This window comes from Psychromarinibacter sp. S121 (assembly GCF_049801035.1).
In the GTDB taxonomy this organism is placed as follows: domain Bacteria; phylum Pseudomonadota; class Alphaproteobacteria; order Rhodobacterales; family Rhodobacteraceae; genus Psychromarinibacter.
In genome coordinates this window covers 561,705-587,046 of record NZ_JBNAGE010000003.1, presented here as the reverse complement: position 1 = coordinate 587,046, position 25,342 = coordinate 561,705, and the positions used below count along the sequence as shown (strand labels likewise).

Below are 25,342 nucleotides of genomic sequence, written 5' to 3'. Positions count from 1 at the left end.
TCCCCTGCAACGCGGTCCCGAAACGAAAAACACCGGGGACCAGCCCCGGTGTCGTTCAGCCTGCGCAGTCGCGCAAGGTATCAATCGTCGCGGTGGACCTTCTCGCGCCGCTCGTGACGTTCCTGCGCCTCGAGGCTCATGGTCGCGATCGGGCGGGCATCGAGCCGCTTGAGCGAGATCGGTTCGCCGGTCACTTCGCAATAGCCGTATTCGCCGTTCTCAATCCGCCGCAGCGCGGCGTCGATCTTGGCGACCAGCTTGCGCTGGCGGTCGCGGGTGCGAAGCTCCAGGGCCCGGTCGGTTTCTTCGCTGGCCCGGTCTGCAATGTCCGGGACAGAGCGGGCGCTGTCCTGCAGCCCCTCAATCGTGTTCTTGCTGTCACCCATCAGGTCTGCTTTCCAGGTGTGCAGCTTTCTTCTGAAATACTCGAGCTGACGCTCGTTCATGAAAGGTTCGTCTTCGGCTGGCGTATAATCGTCCGACAGAAAGGTCTCGGCCTTCATTCCCGTTTTCCCTGCTTGGCCGGACAGGTCGATGTCGCGCTTCATCGGCATCCGGCACCCTCCTTGTGGGGTCCGTCTATAGCATGGCGCGGGGGATGTCACGCAAGAATGCGCCCGCTTGCACGAACCGTTGCCGACAGGTAAGGAAACGTGAACAACCGGCTTCAGCGGATTGAAATCCGATATGAAATTCACGGGCACCGAGTCTTACGTAGCGACAGCCGACCTTACGGTTGCGGTCAATGCGGCGGTCACGCTGGAGCGTCCGCTGCTGGTCAAGGGCGAGCCCGGAACCGGCAAGACCGAACTGGCCCGGCAGGTGGCCGCGTCGCTGGGTCTGCCGATCATCGAATGGCACATCAAATCGACGACCCGCGCACAGCAGGGCCTGTACGAGTACGACGCCGTTTCCCGCTTGCGTGACAGCCAGTTGGGCGATGAACGCGTGAACGATGTGGGTAATTACATTCGCCGCGGAAAACTTTGGGACGCCTTCGTTTCAGAGGGCCGCTGCGTGCTGCTGATCGACGAGATCGACAAGGCCGACATCGAGTTTCCGAACGACCTGCTGCAGGAACTCGACCGGATGGAGTTCCACGTCTACGAGACCGGCGAGACCGTGCGCGCGCAGCAACGCCCGATCGTGATCATCACCTCGAACAATGAGAAGGAACTGCCCGACGCCTTCCTGCGGCGCTGTTTCTTCCACTACATCCGTTTCCCCGATCTGGAAACGATGCGCCAGATTGTCGATGTCCATTTTCCAAATATCAAGGAATCGCTTCTGACCGCGGCTCTGACCCGATTCTATGAGATTCGCGATATGTCGGGGCTGAAGAAGAAGCCGTCGACCTCGGAAGTGCTGGACTGGCTGAAGCTGCTGTTGGCCGAAGACCTTACCGCCGAGGACCTGCGCGCCTCTGGCAAGGACGCCCTGCCCCGGCTGCACGGGGCGCTGCTGAAGAACGAACAGGACGTCCATCTGTTCGAACGGCTGGCCTTCATGGCGCGCGGCGGACGCTGAAGCGCCTCTCAATTACGCCGCCCGCGCCCTATTGCCGCCGCAGCGTCACATTGAATTGACGTGGTTTGACAAGCTATGAGTGCAAGGGTTGCGCGCATGTCGCGTTGCCCGGAGGCAAGTAAAGATGACGACCAACCGCCCCGTGATCCGTCCTGTCGAGGCAGGAGACCGCGAGGAATGGCAAAGGCTGTGGACAGCCTATCTGACATTCTACCAAAGCAGCGTCCCGGCCGAGGTCTACGACACGTCTTTCGCGCGGCTATTGGGCAACGATCCGCACGATTTCCATGGTCTGCTCGCCGTGGTTGATGGCAAGCCGTGCGGGCTGGTGCACTATCTTTACCACCGTCACATGTGGAAAACCGAGAACGTGTGCTACCTGCAGGACCTTTACGCCGACCCCGACGTGCGCGGGCGCGGCATAGGACGGGCGCTGATCGAAGCGGTCTATGCCGCCGCCGACGCGGCCGGGTCGCCGACGGTCTACTGGCTGACGCAGGAGTTCAACGCCGAGGCGCGGCAGCTGTACGACCGCATCGGCACGCTCACGCCATTCATCAAGTACAACAGGGCTTAGGCCAATGCGTATTCTCCTTCTGATTTTGGCCGCCCTTTCGCTTGCCGCCTGTGGTGCGCCGCCGCCGCCGGATACTCCGACGCGCCGGATCACGCTTCCCACGACCGAGCCGCTACCGCCGATGAAGACCTTCGCCGTGCCGCAGGTCAGCCCGCCGGGCCGGTCCAACGCGTCGATCGCCCGCGATTTCCTTGACCTATCCTTCGCGCTGGAAAGCGGGCGGCAACTGCCGGTCCTGACCCGGTTCGAAGGGCCGATCTCGGTCCGCGTCACGGGCCGCGCGCCCGCCAGCGTCGGGCCCGACCTTGCACGCCTGCTGAGCCGTCTGCGCCGCGAGGCCGGAATCTCTATCACGCAGGTCGCACCGGATCAGGATGCGTCGATCACCATCGAAGTGATGGCCCGCAGCGAGTTGCAGAAATACGTGCCGCAGGCCGCCTGTTTCGTGGTGCCGCGACTGTCCAGCTGGGCCGAGTTCAAGCGCCTGCGCCGCACCGACGCCGTCGACTGGACCACCCTTCAGACTCGCGAGCGCATGTCGATCTTCCTGCCCGGCGATGTCAGCCCGCAAGAGGCGCGCGACTGTCTGCACGAGGAACTGGCGCAGGCTCTGGGCCCGCTCAATGACCTGTACCGGCTGGGCGACAGCGTCTTCAACGACGACAACTTCCACACCGTGCTGACCGGCTTCGACATGCTGATCCTGCGCGCCTATTACCATCCGTCGCTGCAATCCGGGATGACCCGCGAGCAGGTGGCGGCGCGGCTGCCGGCGATCCTTGCCCAGCTGAACCCGCGGGGTCAGCAGGTCGCGGACGCCCTGCCCTCGCGCACGCCGCGCGCGTGGATCGACGCCATCGAAGAGGCGCTTGGGCCCCGCACCAGCGACATGCGCCGTCAGGCCGCCGCCAAGCGGGCGGTGAACATCGCCCGCGAGCAGGGCTGGACCGACAACCGCATGGCGTTTTCGCTGTTCGCGCTGGGTCGTCTTGCCCTGTCGGGAGAGGCCGACATCGCGCTGGCCTCGTTCCTGCAGGCGGGCGTGCTGTACAAGTCCAAACCCGAGACGCAGCTTCAGGCGGCCCATGTGGCGATGCAACTGGCCGCCTTCGCGCTGAGTTCCGGTCAGGCGGACACCGCGATCCAGATGGTGGACGAAAGCATCGGCGTTGTGGCGCAGGCCGAAAACGCCGCCTTGCTGTCGACGCTTCTGATGATCAAGGCCGAAGCGCTAGAGGTGCAGGGTCGTGTCGTCGAGGCAAAGGCGGTACGTCGTGACAGTCTTGGCTGGGCGCGATATGGGTTCGGTTCGGACGAGTCCGTCCGGGCGCGGCTTTCGGAAATCGCTGCGCTGAGTTCACGGGTGAAAGCAGCAGGTTAGTCATGATCGTTCTTGCAAGCGCGGTGTTCGGGGTATTGCTTGGTATTCTCACGGCGCGGAAGAACGGCGGCAACAAGAAGGACATGGCGCAGTACGCGGCGGGCTTCGGCATCGCCATGACACTCGTCGGCGTCGTGATCACCATCATTGTCGCGCGCACCGTGAGCTGATGTTCCTTCCCTTCTTCGACAGGCTGAAAACCGCGGGCGTGCCCGTCAGCCTGCGGGAATACCTTGCCTTCCTCGAAGGGATGCAGGCCGGGCTGGTCACCTACGACATCGAAGGTTTCTACTATCTCGCCCGCGCCGCGATGGTGAAGGACGAACGCAATCTCGACCGGTTCGACCGTGCCTTCGCCGCCGCGTTCGAGGGGCTGGACTCGATCTCGATCGAGGCGATGGTCGAGGCCATGGACCTGCCCGAAGACTGGCTCCGCAAGATGGCCGAAAAGCATCTCTCGCCCGAGGAGCGCGCCGAAATCGAGGCGCTTGGCGGGTTCGAAAAGCTGATGGAGACGCTGAAGGAACGGCTGGCCGAACAGGAAGGCCGGCATCAGGGGGGCTCGAAGTGGATCGGCACCGCCGGGACCTCGCCGTTCGGCGCGCAGGGATACAATCCGGAAGGCGTTCGGATCGGGCAGGAAAAGGGCCGCCACGGCCGCGCGGTCAAGGTGTGGGACAAGCGCGAGTTCCGTGACTTCGACGATCAGGTCGAGATCGGCACCCGGAACATCAAGGTCGCTCTGAAGCGCCTGCGCAAATGGGCGCGCGACGGGGCCGCGGAAGAGCTGGACCTGAACGGCACGATCCGCGCCACCGCCGAGCATGGCTATCTCGACGTGAAGACCCGCCCCGAGCGGCGCAACGCGGTGAAGGTGCTGCTGTTTCTTGACGTCGGCGGGTCAATGGACCCGCATGTGAAGGTGGTCGAGGAACTGTTCAGCGCGGCGCGGGCCGAGTTCAAGCACCTCGAGCATTTCTACTTCCACAATTGTCTGTACGAGGGCGTCTGGCGCGACAACCGCCGCCGCTGGAACGCGCAGACACCGACGCAGGACGTGCTGAATACCTACGGCTCGGACTACAAATGCATCTTCGTCGGGGACGCCAGCATGTCGCCCTACGAGATCCTGCATCCCGGTGGCGCGAACGAACACTGGAACCCCGAGGCCGGAAGCGTCTGGCTGGACCGCGCGCTGGCTCAATGGCCGTCGCTTTTGTGGATCAACCCGGTGCGCGAGACGCACTGGGACTACACCCAGTCGATCCGCATCATCCAGCAGATCCTTGGCTCTGACCGCATGGTGCCGATGACGCTGGACGGAATCGAGCGCGGGATGAAGGCGCTGGGCCGCTAGCCCGCTCGCCGCGACGTCTGCGCACTTGCCTACAACTGACTTCCCGAGTCATCTGGACCCATGGCCGACCACCCCTCTCTGATGCGCCGCCTCGCGTCTGCGCTGCGCCGCCACCCGGTGCTGTTTCCAGCCTTCGGACTGGCGCTTGTGGTGTTCCTCGTCTTCGCCGTCCGTTCCACCATGTTCGCCGTCTACTGGGCCGATCCGGCGCATCGCGACCAACGGATCGAGGGCTGGATGACCCCGGCCTACGTCTCGCATTCGTGGCACGTCCCGCGCGAGGTGATGGAGGCCGCCATCGGCAGCGACGAACCGAAGCTGAAAGGTGGAAAGCCGACGTTGGACCGCATCGCGCGCGAAGAGGGCGTGCCGACCGCCGACCTGATCGCCCGGATCGAGACGGCCATCGCCACCCACCGCGACATGGCCCCGTCCGAATGATCGAGACGATCCTTGCAGCTGTGCCGGTCTACGGCCTGTGGATCGTGACTCTGGCCACGTTTCTCAGCTGCCTCGCGATGCCGATCCCCTCTTCGCTGGTCATGCTGACCGCAGGCGCTTTCGTGGCGGCGGGGGACCTGTCGCTTGTGTGGGTCGTCGTGCTTGCGTGGGTCGGCGCGGTGCTGGGCGATCAGGCCGGGTTCCTGCTGGGACGGGGCGGCGGGCGGCTGGGAGAACGGCTGACCCGAAGCGGCAAGGCCGCCGAGTTGATGGAACGCGCGCACGCCTTCTCGGAACGGCACGGCGGTCCGGGGGTGTTCTTCAGCCGCTGGCTCGTGTCGCCGCTGGGCCCCTACATGAACCTTGTATCCGGCGCGACCCGGATGCGTTGGCTGCGCTTCGCGTTGTGGGGCGCCGCGGGCGAGGCGGTGTGGGTCGCGATCTATGTCGGGCTTGGCTATTCATTCTCGGACAGCATCACGGCGGTGGCGCAGGTGGCGGGCAACTTCTCTGGCGCGCTGGCTGCCGGGGCCGTCGCCATCGGGCTGGGTCTGTGGCTGCGTGCCGCGCTGCGGCGTGACAGGCGCTTGCCCAAGGACTGATCCGCGCGCCATGATCCGCGCATGAGCACCGCACCCGTCTTCGAGATCGACCTCGCCGCCTTCACCCAAGACCCCTACCCCGCGCTTGCCGAGATGCGCGACGGCGGACCGCTGTGGCACGTGCCACAGCTTGGCGCGACGCTTTTTGTTCGCCGCGACGACATCTTCACGCAGGAAAAACGGATCGATGTGTTCTCCAGCCACCAGCCGGGCGGTCTGATGACCGAACTGATGGGCGAGAACATGATGCGCAAGGACGGCGACGCGCACGCTGCCGAGCGCCGCGCCACCTTTCCCGCCTTCTCGCCCCGCACCGTCCGCGACAGCTGGACCGCCGAATTCCGCGCGCAGACCCAGCGAGTGCTGGACGCGCTGGCGCCGCTGGGGTCCGCCGATCTCGTGGCCGACTACGCGATGCCGGTGTCGGCCGAGGCGCTTAAGGTGATCACCGGGCTCACCAACATGGACTGGCGCGAGATGGACCGCGTGAGCCAGGGAATGATGGACGGCATCGCCAACTACGCGGGCGACCCGGAGGTCGAGGCGCGCTGCCACGATTGCACCGCTTCTATCGACGCCCATATCGACGCGCGGGTCGAGGCGCTGAGGGCCGCGCCGGACAAGTCGCTGCTGTCGGTTCAGCTTGAGGCCGGACTGCCGATGGACAGCGTTCGCGCCAACGTGAAGCTGGCGATCTCAGGCGGGCAGAACGAACCCCGCGATGCCATCGCCGGGGCCGCTTGGGCGCTTCTCACCCATCCAGAGCAACTGGCGATGGTCCTGACCGGAGAGGCGTCGTGGCGCGACGCGTTCGAGGAATACGCCCGCTGGATCTCTCCCATCGGGATGTCGCCGCGCCGGGTGGCGCAGGAGGACGAGGTCCACGGGGTGCGGTTCGAGCCGGAAGAACGGGTGTTCTTCATGTTCGGATCGGGCAACCGCGACGCGCAGGTGTTCCCGGACCCCGACCGGTTTGACATCACCCGCGATACCGGCCCGTCGCTTGCCTTCGGTGCGGGCCCGCATTTCTGCGCGGGCGCCGCCGCAAGCCGGGCGCTGATCACCGAGGTCGCTCTGCCGATGCTGTTCGACCGCCTGCCCGGCCTTCGGATCACCGGCGAGGTGCCGTTTGCTGGCTGGGCCTTCCGCGGCCCGCTGAAACTGCCGGTGGGGTGGCCGGTCTGACCCCGCGCCTCGACATCCGGGCGCTGACCCCGGCGCGATGGGCGGACTTCGAGACCGTCCTCGGGCGCAGCGGGCAAAGCGGGTGCTGGTGCATGTACTGGATCACCGATGGCTCTGCCGCGTTCCGTGACGGCTCGAAGGGCGGCGCCGGGGCGGAGAACCGCGGCGCGTTTCACAACATCGTCGACAATGGCCCACCGCCGGGTCTTCTGGGCTATGTCGGCGACGAACCTGTCGGCTGGGTGCGTATCCTGCCGCGCAATACCCTGCCCGGCCTGTCCCGCTCGCGCCTGTTCTCGACGGACCTGCCGACAGACGGCGTCTGGTCGATCTCGTGCTTCGTCATCCGCGCGAAGTGGCGGCGGCAAGGGCTGACCGAGCAGCTTGCCCGCGCCGCCGTCCGCCATGCCCGCGAAAATGGCGCGCGCGCGGTCGAAGCCTATCCGACCGACACCGAGGCCCGGAAATCCACCAGTGCCGTCTACCTTGGGCTTGCGTCGACCTTCCGGCGGCTGGGCTTCGAGGAGGTGCAGCGCAAGGCGCCCGAGAAGCCGATGATGCGGCTGTTCCTGACGTGATCGCAGCCTGCTTGCCCCCGCCCCGCGCCACGCCCATATTCCGCCCATGCTGAAGTTCACGCCCCTCTTGCTCGCCCTGATCTACGGACTGGTTCTGTACCGCTTTTCGGCGTGGCGGACGGCGAAGCAGCTCGAAGCGAAGTCGACCGAACTGGCTGACCCGCTATTGAAGAACCTGTGCGACCGGATGGCCGCCGCGCTCGACCTGCCTCGCATCCGGGTGCATGTCTACGAGGTCGAGCCGGTCAACGGCCTCGCCGCGCCGGACGGGCGGATCTACATCACCCGCGGGTTCTTTCGGAAATACCGCGAGGGGCTGGTGAACGCCGACGAGATGGCGACGGTCATCGCGCATGAACTGGGGCATGTCGCCCTTGGGCATTCGCGTCGCCGGATGATCGACTTTTCCGGCCAGAACGCGCTGCGCATGGGACTTGCCATGCTGCTGGGCCGCCTTTTGCCGGGAATCGGCGTGCTTGTCGCAAACACGATCACCCGGCTTGTCGCCGCCGGGCTGTCGCGGTCGGACGAATACGAGGCGGATGCCTATGCCTCTGCCTTGCTGGTGAAATCCGGGATTGGCACCGAGCCGCAGAAATCGCTGTTCGGCAAGCTCGACCGGCTGACAGCCGCGAATGCAGGGGCGATGCCGGCGTGGTTCATGAGTCACCCGAAGACCGCGGACCGCATTGCCGCGATCGAGAAGAACGAGGCGAAATGGGCCACGGTGGGCCGGACCTGACAGCCGGGCTCAGGCCCAGCCGCCGCCCAGATCCTCGTCCGCTTTCGTGATCCAGTGCTCTTCCAGCCAGTCGCAAGGCAGAGACCAGCGCAACAGCGAGCCGCGATAGCCCGCCACCGCCTCGGGCATCTTGGGCCGTCCGTGGAAGCACACCACGCGCGCGTCCTGCGGCAGTTTCGGCTGCCGCAGCCAGTTCACCGGCGGCAGTCCGATGCAGTCATGCTTGAAGCTGACCACCCACTCGTCCGGGATGTACGAAAACGCGTCCATCTCCTGCGCCAGCGTCGACGTGTAGCGCTGTTCGCTGCCGCGCGCCTTCTCGACCTCGGCGGTCGGGTTCGCCGCGAGACGTTCGTAAAGCCAAGGGTGCAGCGCGGGATCGTAACGGAAGACCGAGCCATGCCCGGTGGGCCGCCCGCGCCGCGCCTCGACCCAGTCGGCACGCATCGCGACGGTGCCCGGTTCGTAGCGTAGAATGTCGTCCAGCGGGCCGGTGATCACCACGTCCAGATCGAAGCCCAGCACCGGCCCTTTCAGGTCGGGGATCAGGCCGGGACGGAACAACGAGACCTTCCGCATCGCGCCCTGCCGGTTCGCCACCGCCAGCGCCGCGTTCATCTCGTCGTGGAAGGGTTCGACCGGCAGGTCCAGCACCTCGACATCGGGATGCAGCCCGTCCGCGTGCTCGGTCATGCACAGAAACCGGATCGGAACCTTCAGGTTGCGACGCACCCCGGAATAAAGCCGGTTCACGTATTCGGGGCCGAAGGCCGTGCCCCACTTGATGCAGACGACTGTCGCAGCTTTCATCGCTCACCTCTCCGCTGGCCCCGCCATAGGCGAGGCCGAGCGGACGGTAAAGGCATCAGGCCGCGGGCATCCGCGATTCGACGATTCCCGCGTACCACGAGCATCCGGCGGGGATCGCGTCGTCGTTGAAGTTGTACTCGGGATGGTGCACCGGGGCGGTGTCGCCGTTGCCGACAAGGATATAGGCGCCCGGACGTTCCAGCAGCATGTAGGCGAAGTCCTCGCCGCCCATCACCAGCGGCGCGTCGGCGCATTCGCCCGACACGTTCCGCGCGACTTCGGCTGCATAGTCCGTTTCGGTCTCGGTGTTGGCCATGACCGGGTAGCCCTCGATCCAATGCACGTCCGCCTTCGCGCCAAAGACTTCGGCGGTGCTTGTGGCGATGTGTTTCAGACGTTCTTCCGCCTGCTTACGGACGCCTTCGTCCAGCGTGCGGATCGTACCACGCAACGTCACACGCTGCGGGATGACGTTGAACGCGGTCGAGGAGGTCTCGAACGAGGTCACCGACACCACCACCTGCTGTGTCGGATCGACGTTGCGGCTGGCGATGGTTTGCAGCGCCAGCACGAGATGGCTGGCGACCACGGTGCTGTCCACCGTCTCGTGCGGCTTGGCGGCGTGGCCGCCCTTGCCTTCCACGGTGATCTCGAACTGGTCGGTGGCGGCGAAGAAGGCGCCGGGCCGGATCGCGAACGTGCCCGCGGGAACGCCCGGCCAGTTGTGCATGCCGTAGACCTCGTCGATCGACCAGCGTTCCATCATGCCGTCGTCGCACATCTCGCGGCCGCCGCCGCCGCCCTCTTCGGCGGGTTGGAAGATGACAACGCAGGTGCCGTCGAAATTGCGCGTCTCGGCAAGGTACTTCGCCGCGCCCAGCAGCATGGCGGTGTGGCCGTCATGGCCGCAGGCATGCATCGCGCCCGGCGTCTCGGACGCATAATCGAGGCCGGTCTGTTCGTTGATCGGCAGCGCGTCCATGTCGGCGCGCAGGCCGATGGTGCGGCCCGAGGTATTGGTCTTGCCCTTGATGACCGCCACGACCCCGGTGCGGCCGATTCCGCCCACGACCTCGTCGCAGCCGAAAGCTTCGAGCTTTTCCTTCACCAGCGCCGAGGTGCGGTGCGTATCGAACAGGATCTCGGGGTGGCGGTGAATGTCGCGGCGCCACTCGGTGATCTCGGGCAGCAGCTCTGCGAAACGGTTCTTGACGGGCATCGGTCCTCCTGGCGTCTGGATGGAAAGAACGTGGGGCAGAACGCCATCAGTCTCAAGCCCCGCTGCGCGTTCCACGCCGATCCCAGCCGGTGAAAACGTCACGGCACTTCGGCGAATGCCCTTAATTGACGCGTCCCACGCGGCAGGTTGCATGCTGCTGCAGCGCAGAACGATGCGACGCAAAGGCACCCAAAGCCGCCGCGCCTGCATCGCCGAACAAATGGTTGCGGGGTGCTTTTTTCATGCTAACGTCCCGCCTTAACAAATGCCGGGCGAAACGACCCGGGCGGCGAAAGCCGACAATGACAGGGGAGTTCTGCATGCCCGACGGGCAGCTGCCGGTACTTGACGTACGGGACCTGAAAACCGTTTTCCGCACCCGCCGTGGCGAGGTGCATGCGGTAAACTCGGTAAGCTTCGATCTCAAACCCGGCGAACTGCTGGGTGTGGTCGGAGAGAGCGGATCCGGCAAATCGGTGACGATGATGTCGCTGATCGGGCTTCTGCCCTCGCCGCCGGCCGAGGTCCGCGACGGACAGGTCCTGTTCGGTGACAACGATCTTCTGAAAGCCGACGAGGACACGCTGCGCTCGATCCGGGGCGCACGGATCGGGTTCGTGTTTCAGGATCCGATGACCTCGCTGAACCCGGTGTTCACGGTCGGCTATCAGCTGATGGAGCCTTTGCGAAAGCACATGGGGCTGAACAAGAAGGCGGCGCGGGCTCGGGCGCAGGAGCTTTTGGAACTTGTGGGCATCCCCGATGCCGGTCGGCGGCTGAAGGACTATCCGCACCAGTTTTCGGGCGGGATGCGGCAGCGGGTGATGATCGCCATCGCGCTGGCCTGCGACCCCGAGGTCCTGATCGCGGACGAACCGACCACGGCGCTGGACGTGACAATTCAGGCGCAGATCCTCGAACTGGTGAAAGAGCTGCGTCAGAAGCTGGGGATGGCCATCGTCTGGATCACGCACGACCTTGGCGTCATCGCCGGCATCGCCGACCGGGTGATGGTGATGTACGGCGGACAGATCGTCGAACACGCGCCGGTCAAGGAACTGTTCGGCAATCCGCAGCATCCCTACACGCGCGCGTTGCTTGGCACCGTTCCGGCGATGCACGGCACCCGCGAGGCGCGGCTGCGGGTGATCGAGGGCCAGCCGCCGGTGCTGGATGCGCCGCCCGCCGCCTGCCCGTTCCGCGCCCGCTGCACCCACAGCTTCGAGCGGTGCGAGCGCGAGAACCCGCCGCGCATTCCGGTCGGCCCGCTGCACGACGCCGCCTGTTTCTGGAACCCCGCGACCGGAGGACCCCGCGATGCCTGACGGGACGCCGCCGAACAAGCTGGTCGAGGTCTACGACCTGAAAATGCACTTCCCGATCTACGGTGGCGTGTTGCGCCGCCGGGTGGGCGAAGTGAAGGCCGTGGACGGGGTCAGCTTCGACATCCACGAAGGCGAGACGCTGGGTCTGGTGGGGGAATCCGGCTGTGGCAAGTCCACCTGCGGCCGCGCGGTGCTGCGGCTGTACGAAGTGACGGATGGCGCGGTGAAGATCGAGGGCGAGAACATCGCCGACTGGTCGGCCGAACACCTGCGCAAGGTACGGCCCAAGATGCAGATGGTGTTTCAGGACCCGCAGGCCTCGCTGAACCCCCGGATGACAGTGGCGTCGATCATCGGCGAGCCGCTCGACGAGCACACGCGGCAGTCGAAGAAGGACAAGCTGAACCGGGTCTATCACCTGATGGACGCCGTGGGTCTGAACCGCGATTTCGCGAACCGCTATCCGCACGAGTTTTCCGGTGGCCAGCGGCAGCGCATCGGCATCGCCCGCGCGCTGGCGCTGAACCCGCGCTTTATCGTCTGCGATGAACCCATCGCCGCGCTCGACGTGTCGATTCAGGCGCAGGTGGTGAACCTGCTCGAGGATTTGCAGGAAGAGTTCGGCCTGACCTACCTGTTCATCAGCCACGACCTGTCGATGGTGCGCCACATCGCCGACCGCGTGGCGGTGATGTACCTTGGCAAGATCGTCGAGCTTGCGCCGCGCGATGCGCTCTACGACTCGCCGCTGCATCCCTACACGCAAGCGCTTTTGTCGGCGGTTCCGGAACCGGACCCATCGCTTGAGGCGCGGACCGAACGGATCATCCTGAAGGGCGACGTGCCCTCGCCCGCGAACCCGCCGAAAGGCTGCAATTTCTGCACCCGCTGCCCGCAGGTGATGGACATCTGCCGCCAGACCGAACCCGAGTACCGCGAGGTCGCGCCCGGACATTTCACCGCCTGCCACCTGCAGGACGGTCAACCGCAACAACAGCAACAACAACAAGCCACGGACGCGGGCCAACCCGCGCCAGCACAGAGGCAAGAGCAAAGCCAACAAGGAGAGGATACATGAAACTCAGGACATTATTGCTGGGCGCGGCCGCCGCGACGGCCCTCGCACCGGTCTCGGCCATGGCCGAGCGCGGCAGCGACGGCCAGCTCAACATCATTTACTGGCAGGCGCCTTCGACCCTGAACCCGTTCCTGTCGGGCGGCACCAAGGAAGTCGAATCCGCCTCGATGATCATCGAGCCGCTGGTGCGGTTCGACCAGGACGGCAACATGGTGCCGTGGCTGGCCGCGGACATCCCGACGCTGGAAAACGGCGGCGTGGCCGAGGACCTGAAGTCGATCACCTGGACGCTGAAGGAAGGCATCGTCTGGTCGGACGGTACGCCCCTGACCGCGGCTGACGCCGTGTTCACCTGGGAATACTGCACCCACCCCGAAGGCGGCTGCGCGCAAAGCTCGTATTTCGACGGCGTGTCGTCGGTCGAGGCGGTGGACGACCTGACTATCAAGGTCAGCTTCACCGAAGCCAAGCCCTTCCCCTACACCGCCTTCGTCGGCTCGGAGAGCCCGATCATTCAGGCCGCCCAGTTCGCCGACTGCCTTGGCGCCAAGGCGCCCGAGTGCACCGAGGCCAACTTCAACCCGATCGGCACCGGCCCGTTCATGGTCACCGAGTTCAAGCCGAACGACGTGATCACGCTGGAGATGAACCCCAACTTCCGCGAAGCCGACAAGCCGGCCTTCGCCACGGTGGTGTTCAAGGGCGGCGGCGACGCCGCTGCGGCGGCGCGTTCGGTCATGGAGACCGGCGAGTTCGACTATGCGTGGAACCTGCAGCTTGACCCGATGCTGCTGGACGAGATGCAGGCCAAAGGTCTTGGCACCGTCGTTTCGGCCTTCGCCACCTCGGTCGAGCGGATCCACGTCAACCAGACCAACCCCGACCCGTCGCTGGGCGAGGGCCGCGCCACGGTCGACAACCCGCACCCGTTCCTGACGGATCCGGCGATCGGCAAGGCGATGTCCATGGCCATCGACCGCGAACTGCTGGTCGAGATCGGCTACGGCGCCGGTGGCCAGCCCACCTGCAACGTGCTGCCGGCTCCGGCCGTCTATGCCTCGACCGCCAACGATGGCTGCCTTGTGCAGGACATCGAGGGCGCCAAGGCGGTGCTGGAAGAAGCCGGCTGGACCGACACCGACGGTGACGGCATCCGCGACAAGGACGGCGTGAAGCTGTCGGTTCTCTACCAGACCTCGACCAACGCCGTCCGTCAGGACACGCAGGCGCTGGTCAAGCAGTGGTGGGAAGAAATCGGCATCGAGACCGAGCTGCGCAACATCGACGCCTCGGTGTTCTTCGGCGGTGACCCGGGCTCGCCCGACACCTTCCAGAAGTTCTTCGCCGACGTCGAGATGTACACCAACAACTTCGCGGGCGTCGACCCCGAGGCGTACATGGCAAACTGGCGCTGCTCCGAGATTCCGGGCCCCGACAGCCAGTGGCAGGGCTCGAACATCCAGCGTTTCTGCTCGGAAGAGTATGACGCGCTGGTCGACGAGCTGTCGAAGACCGCCGGGATCGACGCGCGTGCCGCGATCGTGAAGCAGATGAACGACATGCTGATGGAAAGCTACTCGATCATCCCGCTGATCTGGCGCGGCAACCCGTCGGCGCACGCCAACTCGCTGGGCGGCGTGATGATGAACGACTGGGATTCCGAGATCTGGAACATCAAGGACTGGTACCGGATCGACGGCTAAGCCCGTTTTCCTGACATGACACCGGGATGCCCGCCTTCGGCGCGGGCATCCCCACCAACGAACCGAGCGCAGGAGCCCGCACCATGAGTCGCCAGCCCGCCACGCCAGGGATCGCCCGTCGATGCTGACCTTCACGATCCGCCGTCTTCTGCTTGCGATCCCGACGCTGCTGCTGATCTCGCTGGTCATCTTCCTGCTTCTGGAACTGGCGCCCGGCGACCCGATGGCGCAGGTGCCGCTGACCGTGCCGCCCGAGGTGAAGGAAAAGATGCGCCAGGCGCTCGGCCTGGGCGAGCCGGTGCACATCCGCTACCTGAAATGGATCTGGCAGTTCTTCGTCATCGAACCGATGAACCTGATCGACGCGATGTTCGGCACCTCGCTGGCCGAGGGCCAGCTGCGCGTGATCTCGTGGCAGACCCGTTCGCCCGTGATGGACATCGTCGCCCAGCGCCTGCCGCAGACCCTGTGGGTCGTGGGCGTGGCCTATGTCGTAGCGGTGCTGATCGCGATCCCGATCGGCGTCTATTCCGCCTACAAACAGTATTCCTGGTTCGACCAGGCCGGCACCTTCGTCACCATGGTCGGCTTCTCGGTCCCGCCCTTCTTCTCGGGCGTTCTGGTGATCGTGATCTTCTCGGTGAACCTCGGCTGGTTCCCGTCGATCTACGACACCACTCACCGGGTCACCGACTGGGACAGCTTCGTGGTGCAGCTCAAGCAGATGATCATGCCGGTGATGGTGCTGGCTTTGCAGATCACCTCGCAAATCAGCCGCTTTATGCGGGCGTCGATGCTCGACAATCTCGGGCAGGACTATGTCCGCACCGCCCGCGCAAAGGGGATGACCGAAAGCACGGTTGTGCTGATGCACGTGCTGCGCAACTCGATGATCCCCGTGGTCACGGTTATCGCGCTGGGCATCCCCTCGATCTTCGGCGGCGCCATCATCACCGAGCAGGTGTTCAAGGTGAACGGGATCGGCCAGTTGCTGATCACCGCCATCCAGGCCAACGACATGCCGATGGTCCAGACGCTGACCTTCATCTTCGCCGTGCTGATCGTGCTGTTCAACCTGATCGCCGACGTCCTTTACGGCATCCTCGACCCGAGAATCCGCTATGACTGATACCGACGACCGCCGCGACGACGTGCCGGCCGAACCGGCCGCGAACCCGGCAGGCGCCGGGGCCGCTCCCGCGCTTGACCCCGCCAGCACCTACCGCGCGCCGCGCAACCAGTGGCTGGATGTCTGGGACCAGTTCAAAAGCCACCGGGGCGCGCTGATCGGCGCGGCGGTGTTCATCCTGATCCTGCTGGCGGTGACGATTGGCCCCTATATCTGGACCATCGACCCGACCTACATCGACATTCGCGCCAAGAACCAGGGCCCGACCCTGGCGCATCCGTTGGGCACCGACCAGCTTGGCCGCGACACGCTTTCGCGCATGCTGGCCGGCGGCCGCGTCTCGATCGCGGTGGGCCTGACCGCGATGGCCCTGTCGATCCTGATCGGCACCGTGATCGGGGTTATCGCAGGCTATTTCAAACGCCTCGACGGCCCGCTGATGCGGTTTACCGACCTGTTTCTTGCCCTGCCCCTGCTGCCGCTGCTGCTTGTGGCGGTGCTTTTGTTCCGCGACATGCTGTCCAAAACCTTCGGTCCCGAGGGCGGCGTGTTCATCCTGATCGTTTCGCTGATCGGCATCACCTCGTGGATGCAGACGGCCCGGATCGTACGCGGCGACGTGCTTGCGCTGAAAGAGCGCGAGTTCGTCCTTGCGGGCCGGTCCATCGGCACGCCCTCGCGCCGGATGATCACGCGCCACATCCTGCCCAACGTCCTGTCTCCGATCATGGTGTCGGCCACGCTGGGCATCGCCACCGCGATCATTACCGAAAGCGCGCTGTCCTTCCTTGGTTTCGGCTTCCCGCCGGACTTCCCGACCTGGGGCCGCCTGCTGTTCGACAGCGTCGACCGGATGCAACTGTATCCCGAACGGGTGATCTGGCCCGGCCTTGCCATCTCGCTGACCGTGCTCAGCGTGAACTATATCGGCGACGGGCTGCGCGACGCGCTGGACCCCCGCATCCGCGGCCGCTGACATGGCGAAGCGAGGGGCCAGCCCCTCGCGCTCCCCGGGATATTTGCGGACCAAAGAAGGCCCGCCTGAGGCCCTGCCTCTTCTGACCTGACGTATCCCGCGGGAGACGCCCCGTGTTGCGCGGCGGGGCCATCGCCCGGTTCGCCGCGACGATCCGTCCGGGCAACGGTGTTTCGCGAACCCCTCTGTTTGCTTGAGCAAAGTTACGCGGCGATATATCACCTTTCGACGTGGCCCGGGCGACCGGGCCGAGACAAGCCGCGACAAGGGGAAGCGAGTTGAAGATAGGCACGCCGAGAGAGATCTTCGAAGGCGAAGCGCGCGTGGCGATGACGCCCGACAGCGCCGCCCAGCTGCAGAAACTGGGATATGACTGCGCCATCGAAAGCGGCGCCGGTATCAAGGCGGGCTTCACCGACGAAGCCTATGCCGCCGCCGGTGTCGACGTGGTGGACAGTGCCGAGGCGCTTTGGTCCGGCTGCGATATCGTCGCCAAGGTCCGCCCGCCGAGCGAAGGCGAACTGGACCGGGTCAAACCGGGGCAGCTTCTGATCTCGTTCTTCTACCCCGGCAGCAACGAGGCGCTGCTGGAGCAGGCGAAGGGCAAGAACGCCAACGTCATCGCGATGGACATGGTGCCGCGCATCAGCCGCGCGCAGAAAATGGACGCGCTGTCGTCCATGGCGAACATCGCGGGCTACCGCGCGGTGATCGAGGCGGGCAACAACTTCGGCCGCTTCTTCACCGGCCAGGTGACCGCCGCGGGCAAGGTGCCGCCGGCCAAGGTGCTGATCGTCGGCGCCGGCGTCGCGGGTCTTGCCGCGATTGGTACCGCGACCTCGCTGGGCGCCATCACCTACGCGTTCGATGTCCGCCCCGAGGTTGCCGAACAAATCGAATCGATGGGCGCCGAATTCGTATATCTCGACTTCGAGGAAGCGCAGCAGGACGGCTCGTCCACCGGCGGCTATGCCGCGCCGTCGAGCCCCGAGTTCCGCGAGAAGCAGCTTGAGAAATTCCGCGAACTGGCGCCCGAGGTCGACATCGTCATCACCACCGCCCTGATCCCGAACCGCGCCGCGCCGGTTCTGTGGACCAAGGACATGGTCGAGGCGATGAAGCCCGGCTCGGTCATCGTCGACCTCGCCGCCGAGCGCGGCGGCAACTGCGAACTGACGGTGCCGGACGAGAAATTCGTGACCGACAACGGCGTGACCATCGTCGGTTACACCGACTTCCCCAGCCGGATGGCGACGCAGTCCTCGACGCTCTACGCGACCAACGTCCGCCACATGATGACCGACCTGACGCCCGAGAAGGACGGCACGGTCGTACACAACATGGAAGACGACGTGATCCGGGGCGCCACGGTGGCCTACGAGGGCGAGATCACCTTCCCGCCTCCGCCGCCCAAGGTGAAGGCCATCGCGGCACAGCCGAAAAAGGAAACCGCGAAGGAACTGACGCCGGAAGAAAAGCGCGCCGCCGAACTGGCCGCGTTCAAGAAGGCGACCAAGACGCAGGTCACCTACCTTGCCGTGGGCACGCTGATCCTGATGCTGATCGGCTCCTTCGCGCCCGCCAGCTTCATGTCGCACTTTATCGTCTTCGCGCTGGCCTGCTTCGTCGGTTTCCAGGTTATCTGGAACGTCAGCCACGCGCTGCACACGCCGCTGATGGCGATCACCAACGCGATCTCGGGCATCATCGTGGTCGGGGCGCTGTTGCAGATCGGCGCGTCGAGCTGGCTGGTGGTGCTGCTCAGTTTCATCGCGGTGCTGATCGCTTCGATCAACATCGTCGGCGGCTTCCTGGTCACGCGCCGGATGCTCGCCATGTTCCAGAAGTCGTAAAGAGGTAGCAAGACCATGTCTGCCGGTTTCGTTTCGGCCGTGTACATTGCGGCCTCCATTCTCTTCATCCTGGCCCTCGGGGGCCTGTCCAACCAGGAAAGCGCCAAGCGGGCGATCTGGTACGGCATCGCGGGGATGTTCCTTGCGATGGTCGCCACGATCTTCGGTCCGGGCGTGTCGAATGTCTTCCTGATCCTCGTCGCGGTCGCCGCGGGTGCCGTCGCGGGCGCCGTGGTTGCGGGCCGCGTGCAGATGACCGAAATGCCCCAGCTGGTGGCGGCGCTGCACTCGTTCGTAGGCCTGGCCGCCGTGTTCATCGGCCTGAACGCCGACGTGATGCTGAACGCGGTCAACGATCTGAAAGCGGCGGGCGCGGACCTGCACGCGCTGGTCGCCGCCAAGGACATCACCGGTTTCGGCGAGACGCTGTGGCACAAGGATGCGACCGAGATCGCGATCCTGAAGGTCGAGGTCTTCCTTGGCATCTTCATCGGCGCGGTGACCTTCACCGGCTCTGTCGTCGCCTTCGGCAAGCTTGCGGGCAAGATCGACGGCAAGCCCGAGAAGCTGCCCGGCGGCCACATGCTGAACGCGGGCGCCGCCCTGCTTTGCCTGATCCTCGGCCTGATGTACTGGAACGGCGCCGGCGCCTGGACCATGGTGCTGATGGCGATCATCGCGGGTTTCATCGGCTGGCATCTGATCATGGGCATCGGCGGCGCCGACATGCCGGTGGTCGTATCCATGCTGAACAGCTACTCGGGCTGGGCCGCCGCCGCGATCGGTTTCACGCTGGGCAACGACCTGCTGATCGTCACCGGCGCGCTGGTGGGCTCGTCCGGTGCGATCCTGTCCTACATCATGTGCAAGGCGATGAACCGGCACTTCGTATCGGTGATCCTCGGCGGCTTCGGCGGCACGGCGGGCCCGGCGCAGGAGATCGAGGGCGAGCAGATCGCGATCGACGCCGACGGTGTCGCCAATGCCCTGAACGAGGCGGACAGCGTGATCATCGTGCCCGGCTACGGTATGGCGGTGGCGCAGGCGCAGCAGTCGGTCAGCGAACTCACCCGCAAGCTGCGGGCCGCGGGCAAGGAGGTGCGCTTCGCCATCCACCCCGTCGCTGGTCGCCTGCCCGGCCACATGAACGTGCTGCTGGCCGAAGCCAAGGTGCCCTACGACATCGTGCTGGAGATGGAGGAGATCAACGACGATTTCCCCGACACGGACGTGGTGATCGTGATCGGCTCGAACGACATCGTGAACCCGGCGGCGCAGGACGATCCCAACTCGCCCATCGCGGGGATGCCGGTGCTGGAGGTCTGGAAAGCCAAGCAGGTGTTCGTGTCCAAGCGCGGTCAGGGCACCGGCTATTCCGGGATCGAGAATCCGCTGTTCTTCAAGGACAACACGCGGATGTTCTACGGCGACGCGAAGGCGTCGATCGACAGCCTGCTGCCGAAGATCGACTGATCCCGGAACGGGCGGAGTTAACCGCCCGTTCACCCCTTTTCCCTACATCACGCGCATGGCCCGGTTCATCCGGACCCGAGACATTCCGCCCCGTTTTAGGGGCGGGATGTTTCGCTGCGCCCGTGGCTGCTCTGCCCTTTGAAATCGGAAAGATCCGCGCAGGACAGGTCCCGCTGCGCGAGAGGCAACGGGCGCGGAGAAGCCGACGGCGGATCCGTTTCAGACTGACTTAGAATGGTAAAACAGCCGTTAAGCCGTGCCTGGAAATCGTCACTTGTGACACGCTACTTCGCCGCGCCTGTATCGATTTGCCTGCCTAAGCGGCCCGACACCCCGGAAGAGCGCTCCGCATCCGCACCAGTTGTGCTCTTTCCGACGCAAGGCAACCTGCCACTGGGGAAAAGTCCTTACATCCAAATCACTTCGGCGCTGTGCCGCCGAAGCGCGAAAGAAACTTCCATTGCAACGAAAAATCCTCTTGCGTGAATCGCACATCGGCCTCATATGCGCGCTCAAGACGCCAACGCACGCGCCTCTGGCCGGCACGCAGCATCGCACGCCCGCGTTTACGTAGCGACGGTAACGTCTCCCTTGGAACTGAGCGGTCATATATGGCCGGGTCTATTGGAGATGACCATGACGATGCTGTTCGACGGCGCCCTGCCGTCCGTACCCGTATCCCTGCCCACCCGTGTCGAGCGCTTCATCGCCGACAACCACTTCGACCACCCGACCCTGGTGCTGGACACCGACGCGGTGGCCGAGCGCTTTCACGCGCTGAAATCGGGGCTTGGTCAGACCCACATCCACTACGCCGTCAAAGCGAACCCCGCCCGCGAGATCATCGCGCGGCTGGTCGCCGAAGGTTCGAACTTCGATGCGGCGTCGCGTGGCGAGATCGAACTCTGCCTCAGCCAGGGCGCCCGCCCCGAGCAGATCTCGTTCGGCAACACCGTGAAGCGTGCCTCGGACATCGCCTTCGCGCATTCCGCCGGCATCCGCCTGTTCGCCGCCGATGCGGCGGAAGAACTGGAGAAGATCGCCGAGCATGCGCCGGGCGCGATGGTCTACCTGCGCCTTCTGGTCGACAACCCGCAGGCCGACTGGCCGCTGTCGCGCAAGTTCGGCAGCGACCGTGACATGGCGATCGAGCTGTGCGCCTACGCGAAATCGCTGGGTCTGGAGCCGGTGGGCCTGTCGTTCCACGTCGGCTCGCAAACCCGCCGCGCCAATATGTGGACCGGCGTGCTGGACTACGTCGCAGGCGTCTGGGCCGATGCGAAAGCCGCGGGCCACGACCTCACGCTGATCAACATCGGCGGCGGTTTCCCCGCGTTCTACGGCGAACCGGTCGAGGCGCCCGCCGCCTATGCCGCGGAAGTCCGCCGCATGGTCGAAGCCCGTTTCCCCGGCGCCCGCATCATGGCCGAGCCCGGCCGTGGACTGGTGGCCGAATGCGGTGCGATCGCATGCGAAGTCATGCTGGTGTCGCGCAAGTCTGGCGACGACCTGCACCGCTGGGTCTACCTCGACATCGGCAAATTCTCGGGTCTCGCCGAAACCATCGACGAGGCGATCCGCTACCAGTTCGTCACGCCGCACGACGGCGAGGCGGTGGGCCCGTGCATCCTGGCCGGTCCGTCCTGCGACTCGGCCGACGTTCTGTACGAGAAGCGCCCCGTGGCACTGCCGATGGGGCTGCGTTCGGGCGACCGGATCGTGATCCGCAACGCCGGCGCCTACACCTCGAGCTATTCGTCGGTCGGGTTCAACGGCTTCCCGCCGCTGGACGTTCTGGTCCTGTAAGGCCCCGCGCCTGACACGATACCGGGCCGGCCCACGCGCCGGCCCAAAGGGTCTGCCCCAAAGGAGGAGGGGCAGGCCCTTTTGCTTTCCCGGGAACGAAACGCCGCAGGGGTGCGGAAAGGCTTTTGCGCCGCGCGGCGCAGGCCGTAGGGTCGGACGGAAACGCACGGACCCGAACGACATGAGCCCGATCCAGGACCACCCGCTTCGCTACCCGCTCGCCAACGAGCTTCACGCCCGGCCCTTCCCGACCCTGAAGACCCCGTCGCATGCCGTTTACATGGCAATCAAGCGCCCGCAGGACGCTGCGAACCGCGACCGGGCACATGACCTCGCGCATCTGGTCGCGCTGCTGGATCGCTTTGGCGCACAACACCCAAAGCCCGGCGCGACGCATTACTTCGGGGATCTCGGCGCGTTCCGGCTGAAGTGGGAAAGCCACACCGAGTTCGTGACCTACACCGCCATAGTCGACGGGGTGGAAGGACGTCCCTTCGACAAGGCGGCATTCGGCGTTTTCCCCGACGACTGGCTCGACGACGCCCCCGGCACCCGGATCACATCGGCCTTCATCCGGTTCGAACCTTTCGAATCGCAGCAGACAGTGGTCGACAAGCTTGCGGACTGGTTCGTGACCGAAAGCCTTGCAGCCAGCGAGATCCTCGACGGCGCGGCAATCATGGCGGGCGACTTCCGGATCGACAGCGCCGGCCACATGCGGTTCGCGGTCTTTCCGAAGCCCGATACCGGCCCCGCGCGCTGCGGTCGGATCCTGCAGCGGATCTGCGAGATCGAGACCTACAAGTCGATGTCGATGCTGGGCCTGTCGCGCGCCCGCAGCCTGTCGCCGCAACTCGGGACCCTCGACGGTCGCCTGAACGCGCTGACCGAGGTGATGGCGATGCAGGCGCAACCGGCAGAGGACACGCTGGGCGAACTCCTCCAGATCACCGCAGAGCTGGAGCGTCTTGCCTCGCAGTCCGGCTTCCGCTTCTCGGCCACCGGCGCTTACAGTTCGCTGGTCGTCGACCGCATCCGCGTGCTGCGCGAAGAGCGGTTCGAGAACCGGCAGACCTTCAACGAGTTCATGGCCCGGCGGTTCGACCCCGCGATGCGCACGGTGCGCGCCACCGAGGCGCAGGTGCATTCGATGGCCGAGCGTGCGGCGCGGGCAGCAGAGTTGCTGCGCACCCGGGTGGATGTCGAGCGGTCGGCACAGAACCAGAAACTGCTCGAGTCGATGGACAGCCGCGCACAGGTCCAGTTGCGATTGCAGGAAACGGTCGAGGGGCTGTCGGTTGTGGCGATCAGCTACTATGCGGTCAGCCTTGCCGCCTACGCGCTGTACCCCCTCGCCGACCCGCTGGGGATGTCGAAAGGTCTGCTGACCGCAATCCTTGTGCCCGTCGTGGTGGGCGCCGTGTTCCTGATGGTCCGCCGGATCCGCAAGCGCCTGCACTGACCGCCTTGCGCCCGGCCCGCACCTGCATAGGATCGGCGGACACGGGAGGACGGAGAGGACAGGCAATGCACCTACAGGGCAAGCATGCGCTGATCACCGGTGGCGGCACCGGGATCGGCCTTGGGATCGCGCGAGAACTGGCCGCGCATGGCGCACGGGTCACGATCTGCGGCCGCCGCGCTGGTCCGCTGGAGGACGCGGCGAAGACGACCGCCGGGCTGTTCCCGCTGGTGATGGATGTCAGCGACGAAGTCTCTGTCCGGGACGGGTTCGCCAAGGCGGTGGACGCCCGCGGCCCCATCGCGATCCATGTCGCGAACGCGGGGATCGCCGAAGGCCGGTCGCTGCGGAAAACCGACCTCGCGTTCTGGCGCCGGATGATGGGCATCAATCTTGACGGCGCGTTTCTGACGATCCGCGAGGCGCTGGAAACCATGTCCGGCCTCGACTGGGGCCGGGTGATCGCGGTGTCTTCCATGGCGGGACTGAAGGGCCTGCGCGGCGCGCCGGCCTACAGCGCCTCGAAACACGCCATGATCGGTCTGATCCGATCGCTGGCCGCCGACTATGCGGGCCGGCCGCTGACGTTCAACGCCCTGTGTCCCGGCTATGTCGAAACCGAGATCGTGGACCGCAACGTGGTCTCGATCCGCGACCGCGCGGGCGTGACCGATGAAGAGGCGCTGGCGATGATGGTCGGCGCCAACCCGCATAAACGGCTGGTCACAGTGGCCGAGGTCGCGGAAGCGGCGATGTTCCTGTGCGGCCCGAACTCCGGCAGCATGAACGGACAGGCCATCGCCATCGCGGGCGGCGAACTGTGACCGCTTGCATCCGCGCCCTTCCATCGGCAAGCCGCATCGCATGACCGATTTCATCGCGACCCGCGCCCGCTTCGACCTGCCCGAGGGGATCGTCTATCTCGACGGCAATTCGCTTGGCCCCCTGCCCCGCGCCGCCGCCGACCGGGTGGCGCAGACCGTGACCGGCGAATGGGGCGGGCAACTGATCACCGCGTGGAACCGCGCCGGGTGGATGGACCAGCCTGCACGGCTGGGTGATCGCATCGCCGGGCTGATCGGCGCTGCGCCAGGCACCGTCGTCACCGGCGACACCCTGTCGCTGAAGGTCACCCAATGCCTTGCCGCCGCGCTGCAACTGCGTCCTGGCCGGAAAGTCGTGCTGTCGGACAGCGGCAATTTCCCGTCCGACCTTTACATGGCGCAAGGCTTGCTGTCGGCGCTGGGTCAGGGGCACGAACTGCGCATCGTGGACCCCGAAAACGTCGCCCAGCACATCGGCGAGGACGTTGCCGCACTGATGCTGACCGAAGTCGACTACCGCACCGGGCGCAAACACGACATGGCGGCGCTGACCGACAAGGCTCACGCCGCCGGAGCGCTGGCGATCTGGGACCTCGCCCATTCCGCCGGCGCCCTGCCGGTCGACCTGACCGGAGCCCGTGCGGATTTCGCCGCCGGCTGCACCTACAAGTTCCTGAACGGCGGCCCCGGCGCGCCGGCTTTCGTCTACGTCGCGCCGCAGCATCAGCACGTCGAGCCGCTGCTGTCCGGCTGGCTGGGACACGAAGCGCCATTCGCCTTCGATCCCGATTATCGCCCCGGCCCCGGCATTGCCCGAATGCGCGTCGGCACCCCGCCGGTGCTGCAGATGGCCGCGCTGGACGCCGCGCTCGACATCTTCGACGAGGTCGACATGCAGGTGCTGCGGGCGCGGTCGATGGAACTGAGCGAGCGACTGATCGCGGCGGTAGAGTCCCGCTGCCCGGAGGTGACGCTCGCCAGCCCCCGCGACGCCAATGCGCGCGGCAGTCAGGTCTCGTTCCGCCACCCCGAGGGCTATGCCGTGATGCAGGCCCTGATCTCTGACGGTGTGATCGGAGACTTCCGCGCGCCGGACATTCTGCGCTTCGGGATCACTCCGCTTTATATCGGCGAGGACGAGATCGACCGCGCCGCCGAAACGCTCGCGCGGATCCTCGATAGCCGGGCGTGGGACCGCCCAGAGTTCAAGCGCCGCGCCGCGGTGACCTGACCGCGGCCTGGTCTGACGACGGGCATCCGCGCCGAAGGCTTTTGCAGACTGCCAAGCGCGCGA

Annotated in this window: 25 protein-coding genes; 21 read left to right on the top strand and 4 right to left on the bottom strand. The window is 65.7% G+C overall.

From position 1 onward, the window contains the following. Positions 1-80: 80 nt before the first annotated feature. Entirely contained in the window at positions 81-503 is a 423-nt protein-coding gene (gene dksA / locus ACP156_RS16570) for an RNA polymerase-binding protein DksA (protein ID WP_425052851.1), read from the bottom strand. A gap of 184 nt (positions 504-687) precedes the next feature. Here dksA and ACP156_RS16565 point away from each other — a divergent pair, with 184 nt between their 5' ends. From ACP156_RS16565 to ACP156_RS16520, 10 genes are all read left to right on the top strand, one after another. Then, a complete protein-coding gene (locus ACP156_RS16565) occupies positions 688-1,527 on the top strand; it encodes an AAA family ATPase (protein ID WP_425052468.1) in 840 nt (279 codons plus the stop codon). Positions 1,528-1,651: 124 nt separating this feature from the next. Continuing rightward, complete coding sequence (locus ACP156_RS16560) at positions 1,652-2,104, top strand: N-acetyltransferase family protein (protein ID WP_425052467.1); 453 nt, start codon at positions 1,652-1,654, stop codon at positions 2,102-2,104. Positions 2,105-2,108: 4 nt separating this feature from the next. After that, positions 2,109-3,485 (top strand): DUF2927 domain-containing protein, encoded by a 1,377-nt coding sequence (locus tag ACP156_RS16555; RefSeq protein ID WP_425052466.1) that lies wholly within the window; start codon positions 2,109-2,111, stop codon positions 3,483-3,485. 2 nt (positions 3,486-3,487) lie between these two features. Then, complete coding sequence (locus tag ACP156_RS16550) at positions 3,488-3,655, top strand: hypothetical protein (RefSeq protein ID WP_425052465.1); 168 nt, start codon at positions 3,488-3,490, stop codon at positions 3,653-3,655. Next, the gene (locus ACP156_RS16545) at positions 3,655-4,842 is read left to right on the top strand and encodes a vWA domain-containing protein (RefSeq protein ID WP_425052464.1); all 1,188 of its coding nucleotides are present in this window, start codon (positions 3,655-3,657) and stop codon (positions 4,840-4,842) included. Before ACP156_RS16550 ends, ACP156_RS16545 begins: the two co-directional genes overlap by 1 nt. Positions 4,843-4,902: 60 nt before the next feature. Beyond that, entirely contained in the window at positions 4,903-5,283 is a 381-nt protein-coding gene (locus ACP156_RS16540) for a hypothetical protein (protein WP_425052463.1), read from the top strand. Beyond that, positions 5,280-5,885: a DedA family protein gene (locus ACP156_RS16535; RefSeq protein WP_425052462.1), complete on the top strand. Its 606-nt coding sequence runs from the start codon at positions 5,280-5,282 to the stop codon at positions 5,883-5,885. Before ACP156_RS16540 ends, ACP156_RS16535 begins: the two co-directional genes overlap by 4 nt. Positions 5,886-5,906: 21 nt before the next feature. After that, complete coding sequence (locus ACP156_RS16530) at positions 5,907-7,070, top strand: cytochrome P450 (RefSeq protein WP_425052461.1); 1,164 nt, start codon at positions 5,907-5,909, stop codon at positions 7,068-7,070. Beyond that, positions 7,058-7,648, top strand: a complete 591-nt coding sequence (locus ACP156_RS16525) for a GNAT family N-acetyltransferase (RefSeq protein ID WP_425052460.1) — start codon at positions 7,058-7,060, stop codon at positions 7,646-7,648. The genes ACP156_RS16530 and ACP156_RS16525 overlap by 13 nt, the downstream gene beginning before the upstream one ends. Positions 7,649-7,694: 46 nt before the next feature. Continuing rightward, positions 7,695-8,390 (top strand): M48 family metallopeptidase, encoded by a 696-nt coding sequence (locus ACP156_RS16520; RefSeq protein ID WP_425052459.1) that lies wholly within the window; start codon positions 7,695-7,697, stop codon positions 8,388-8,390. Positions 8,391-8,399: 9 nt separating this feature from the next. Here ACP156_RS16520 and ACP156_RS16515 read toward each other — a convergent pair whose 3' ends face one another. The 3 genes from ACP156_RS16515 to ACP156_RS16505 all read right to left on the bottom strand — a co-directional run bounded on the left by ACP156_RS16515 (position 8,400) and on the right by ACP156_RS16505 (position 10,663). Beyond that, the gene (locus tag ACP156_RS16515; RefSeq protein WP_425052457.1) at positions 8,400-9,200 is read right to left on the bottom strand and encodes a glycosyl transferase; all 801 of its coding nucleotides are present in this window, start codon (positions 9,198-9,200) and stop codon (positions 8,400-8,402) included. Between the two features lie 55 nt (positions 9,201-9,255). Next, positions 9,256-10,419, bottom strand: coding sequence for a M20 aminoacylase family protein (locus ACP156_RS16510; RefSeq protein ID WP_425052456.1), 1,164 nt, complete (start codon positions 10,417-10,419; stop codon positions 9,256-9,258). A gap of 121 nt (positions 10,420-10,540) precedes the next feature. Continuing rightward, the gene (locus tag ACP156_RS16505; RefSeq protein ID WP_425052455.1) at positions 10,541-10,663 is read right to left on the bottom strand and encodes a hypothetical protein; all 123 of its coding nucleotides are present in this window, start codon (positions 10,661-10,663) and stop codon (positions 10,541-10,543) included. A 76-nt stretch (positions 10,664-10,739) separates the two neighbouring features. Between ACP156_RS16505 and ACP156_RS16500 the strand changes: the two genes are divergently transcribed. The 11 genes from ACP156_RS16500 to kynU all read left to right on the top strand — a co-directional run bounded on the left by ACP156_RS16500 (position 10,740) and on the right by kynU (position 25,279). Next, positions 10,740-11,744 (top strand): ABC transporter ATP-binding protein, encoded by a 1,005-nt coding sequence (locus tag ACP156_RS16500; protein WP_425052454.1) that lies wholly within the window; start codon positions 10,740-10,742, stop codon positions 11,742-11,744. Further along, positions 11,737-12,822 carry an ABC transporter ATP-binding protein gene (locus ACP156_RS16495; RefSeq protein ID WP_425052453.1) on the top strand — a complete coding sequence of 362 codons (1,086 nt, stop codon included), beginning with the start codon at positions 11,737-11,739 and terminating at the stop codon, positions 12,820-12,822. Before ACP156_RS16500 ends, ACP156_RS16495 begins: the two co-directional genes overlap by 8 nt. Then, positions 12,819-14,525: a peptide ABC transporter substrate-binding protein gene (locus ACP156_RS16490; RefSeq protein WP_425052452.1), complete on the top strand. Its 1,707-nt coding sequence runs from the start codon at positions 12,819-12,821 to the stop codon at positions 14,523-14,525. Before ACP156_RS16495 ends, ACP156_RS16490 begins: the two co-directional genes overlap by 4 nt. Before the next feature lie 121 nt (positions 14,526-14,646). Then, positions 14,647-15,654, top strand: coding sequence for an ABC transporter permease (locus ACP156_RS16485; protein WP_425052451.1), 1,008 nt, complete (start codon positions 14,647-14,649; stop codon positions 15,652-15,654). After that, positions 15,647-16,630 carry an ABC transporter permease gene (locus ACP156_RS16480; protein WP_425052450.1) on the top strand — a complete coding sequence of 328 codons (984 nt, stop codon included), beginning with the start codon at positions 15,647-15,649 and terminating at the stop codon, positions 16,628-16,630. Before ACP156_RS16485 ends, ACP156_RS16480 begins: the two co-directional genes overlap by 8 nt. 278 nt (positions 16,631-16,908) lie before the next feature. After that, on the top strand, positions 16,909-18,483 hold the full coding sequence (locus ACP156_RS16475; protein WP_425052449.1) for a Re/Si-specific NAD(P)(+) transhydrogenase subunit alpha: 1,575 nt from the start codon (positions 16,909-16,911) through the stop codon (positions 18,481-18,483). A gap of 15 nt (positions 18,484-18,498) precedes the next feature. Continuing rightward, positions 18,499-19,956, top strand: a complete 1,458-nt coding sequence (locus ACP156_RS16470) for an NAD(P)(+) transhydrogenase (Re/Si-specific) subunit beta (RefSeq protein ID WP_425052448.1) — start codon at positions 18,499-18,501, stop codon at positions 19,954-19,956. Between the two features lie 636 nt (positions 19,957-20,592). Continuing rightward, the gene (locus ACP156_RS16465; protein WP_425052447.1) at positions 20,593-21,762 is read left to right on the top strand and encodes a type III PLP-dependent enzyme; all 1,170 of its coding nucleotides are present in this window, start codon (positions 20,593-20,595) and stop codon (positions 21,760-21,762) included. Between the two features lie 181 nt (positions 21,763-21,943). Further along, positions 21,944-23,224 (top strand): DUF3422 family protein, encoded by a 1,281-nt coding sequence (locus ACP156_RS16460; RefSeq protein WP_425052446.1) that lies wholly within the window; start codon positions 21,944-21,946, stop codon positions 23,222-23,224. Between the two features lie 65 nt (positions 23,225-23,289). Next, positions 23,290-24,048 carry an SDR family NAD(P)-dependent oxidoreductase gene (locus ACP156_RS16455; protein ID WP_425052445.1) on the top strand — a complete coding sequence of 253 codons (759 nt, stop codon included), beginning with the start codon at positions 23,290-23,292 and terminating at the stop codon, positions 24,046-24,048. 40 nt (positions 24,049-24,088) lie between these two features. Next, entirely contained in the window at positions 24,089-25,279 is a 1,191-nt protein-coding gene (gene kynU / locus ACP156_RS16450) for a kynureninase (RefSeq protein WP_425052444.1), read from the top strand. Positions 25,280-25,342 lie beyond the last annotated feature (63 nt).

Bases quoted from the DNA above. Each gene is read 5' to 3' on its own strand.
- kynU (WP_425052444.1), top strand. From the start codon at position 24,089: ATGACCGATTTCATCGCGACCCGCGCCCGCTTCGACCTGCCCGAGGGG.
- ACP156_RS16515 (WP_425052457.1), bottom strand. From the start codon at position 9,200: ATGAAAGCTGCGACAGTCGTCTGCATCAAGTGGGGCACGGCCTTCGGC.
- ACP156_RS16490 (WP_425052452.1), top strand. From the start codon at position 12,819: ATGAAACTCAGGACATTATTGCTGGGCGCGGCCGCCGCGACGGCCCTC.
- ACP156_RS16530 (WP_425052461.1), top strand. From the start codon at position 5,907: ATGAGCACCGCACCCGTCTTCGAGATCGACCTCGCCGCCTTCACCCAA.
- ACP156_RS16495 (WP_425052453.1), top strand. From the start codon at position 11,737: ATGCCTGACGGGACGCCGCCGAACAAGCTGGTCGAGGTCTACGACCTG.
- ACP156_RS16520 (WP_425052459.1), top strand. From the start codon at position 7,695: ATGCTGAAGTTCACGCCCCTCTTGCTCGCCCTGATCTACGGACTGGTT.
- ACP156_RS16500 (WP_425052454.1), top strand. From the start codon at position 10,740: ATGCCCGACGGGCAGCTGCCGGTACTTGACGTACGGGACCTGAAAACC.
- ACP156_RS16465 (WP_425052447.1), top strand. From the start codon at position 20,593: ATGACGATGCTGTTCGACGGCGCCCTGCCGTCCGTACCCGTATCCCTG.
- ACP156_RS16565 (WP_425052468.1), top strand. From the start codon at position 688: ATGAAATTCACGGGCACCGAGTCTTACGTAGCGACAGCCGACCTTACG.
- ACP156_RS16470 (WP_425052448.1), top strand. From the start codon at position 18,499: ATGTCTGCCGGTTTCGTTTCGGCCGTGTACATTGCGGCCTCCATTCTC.
- ACP156_RS16560 (WP_425052467.1), top strand. From the start codon at position 1,652: ATGACGACCAACCGCCCCGTGATCCGTCCTGTCGAGGCAGGAGACCGC.
- ACP156_RS16545 (WP_425052464.1), top strand. From the start codon at position 3,655: ATGTTCCTTCCCTTCTTCGACAGGCTGAAAACCGCGGGCGTGCCCGTC.
- dksA (WP_425052851.1), bottom strand. From the start codon at position 503: ATGAAGGCCGAGACCTTTCTGTCGGACGATTATACGCCAGCCGAAGAC.
- ACP156_RS16510 (WP_425052456.1), bottom strand. From the start codon at position 10,419: ATGCCCGTCAAGAACCGTTTCGCAGAGCTGCTGCCCGAGATCACCGAG.
- ACP156_RS16480 (WP_425052450.1), top strand. From the start codon at position 15,647: ATGACTGATACCGACGACCGCCGCGACGACGTGCCGGCCGAACCGGCC.
- ACP156_RS16540 (WP_425052463.1), top strand. From the start codon at position 4,903: ATGGCCGACCACCCCTCTCTGATGCGCCGCCTCGCGTCTGCGCTGCGC.
- ACP156_RS16455 (WP_425052445.1), top strand. From the start codon at position 23,290: ATGCACCTACAGGGCAAGCATGCGCTGATCACCGGTGGCGGCACCGGG.
- ACP156_RS16485 (WP_425052451.1), top strand. From the start codon at position 14,647: ATGCTGACCTTCACGATCCGCCGTCTTCTGCTTGCGATCCCGACGCTG.
- ACP156_RS16505 (WP_425052455.1), bottom strand. From the start codon at position 10,663: ATGAAAAAAGCACCCCGCAACCATTTGTTCGGCGATGCAGGCGCGGCG.
- ACP156_RS16555 (WP_425052466.1), top strand. From the start codon at position 2,109: ATGCGTATTCTCCTTCTGATTTTGGCCGCCCTTTCGCTTGCCGCCTGT.
- ACP156_RS16460 (WP_425052446.1), top strand. From the start codon at position 21,944: ATGAGCCCGATCCAGGACCACCCGCTTCGCTACCCGCTCGCCAACGAG.
- ACP156_RS16535 (WP_425052462.1), top strand. From the start codon at position 5,280: ATGATCGAGACGATCCTTGCAGCTGTGCCGGTCTACGGCCTGTGGATC.
- ACP156_RS16550 (WP_425052465.1), top strand. From the start codon at position 3,488: ATGATCGTTCTTGCAAGCGCGGTGTTCGGGGTATTGCTTGGTATTCTC.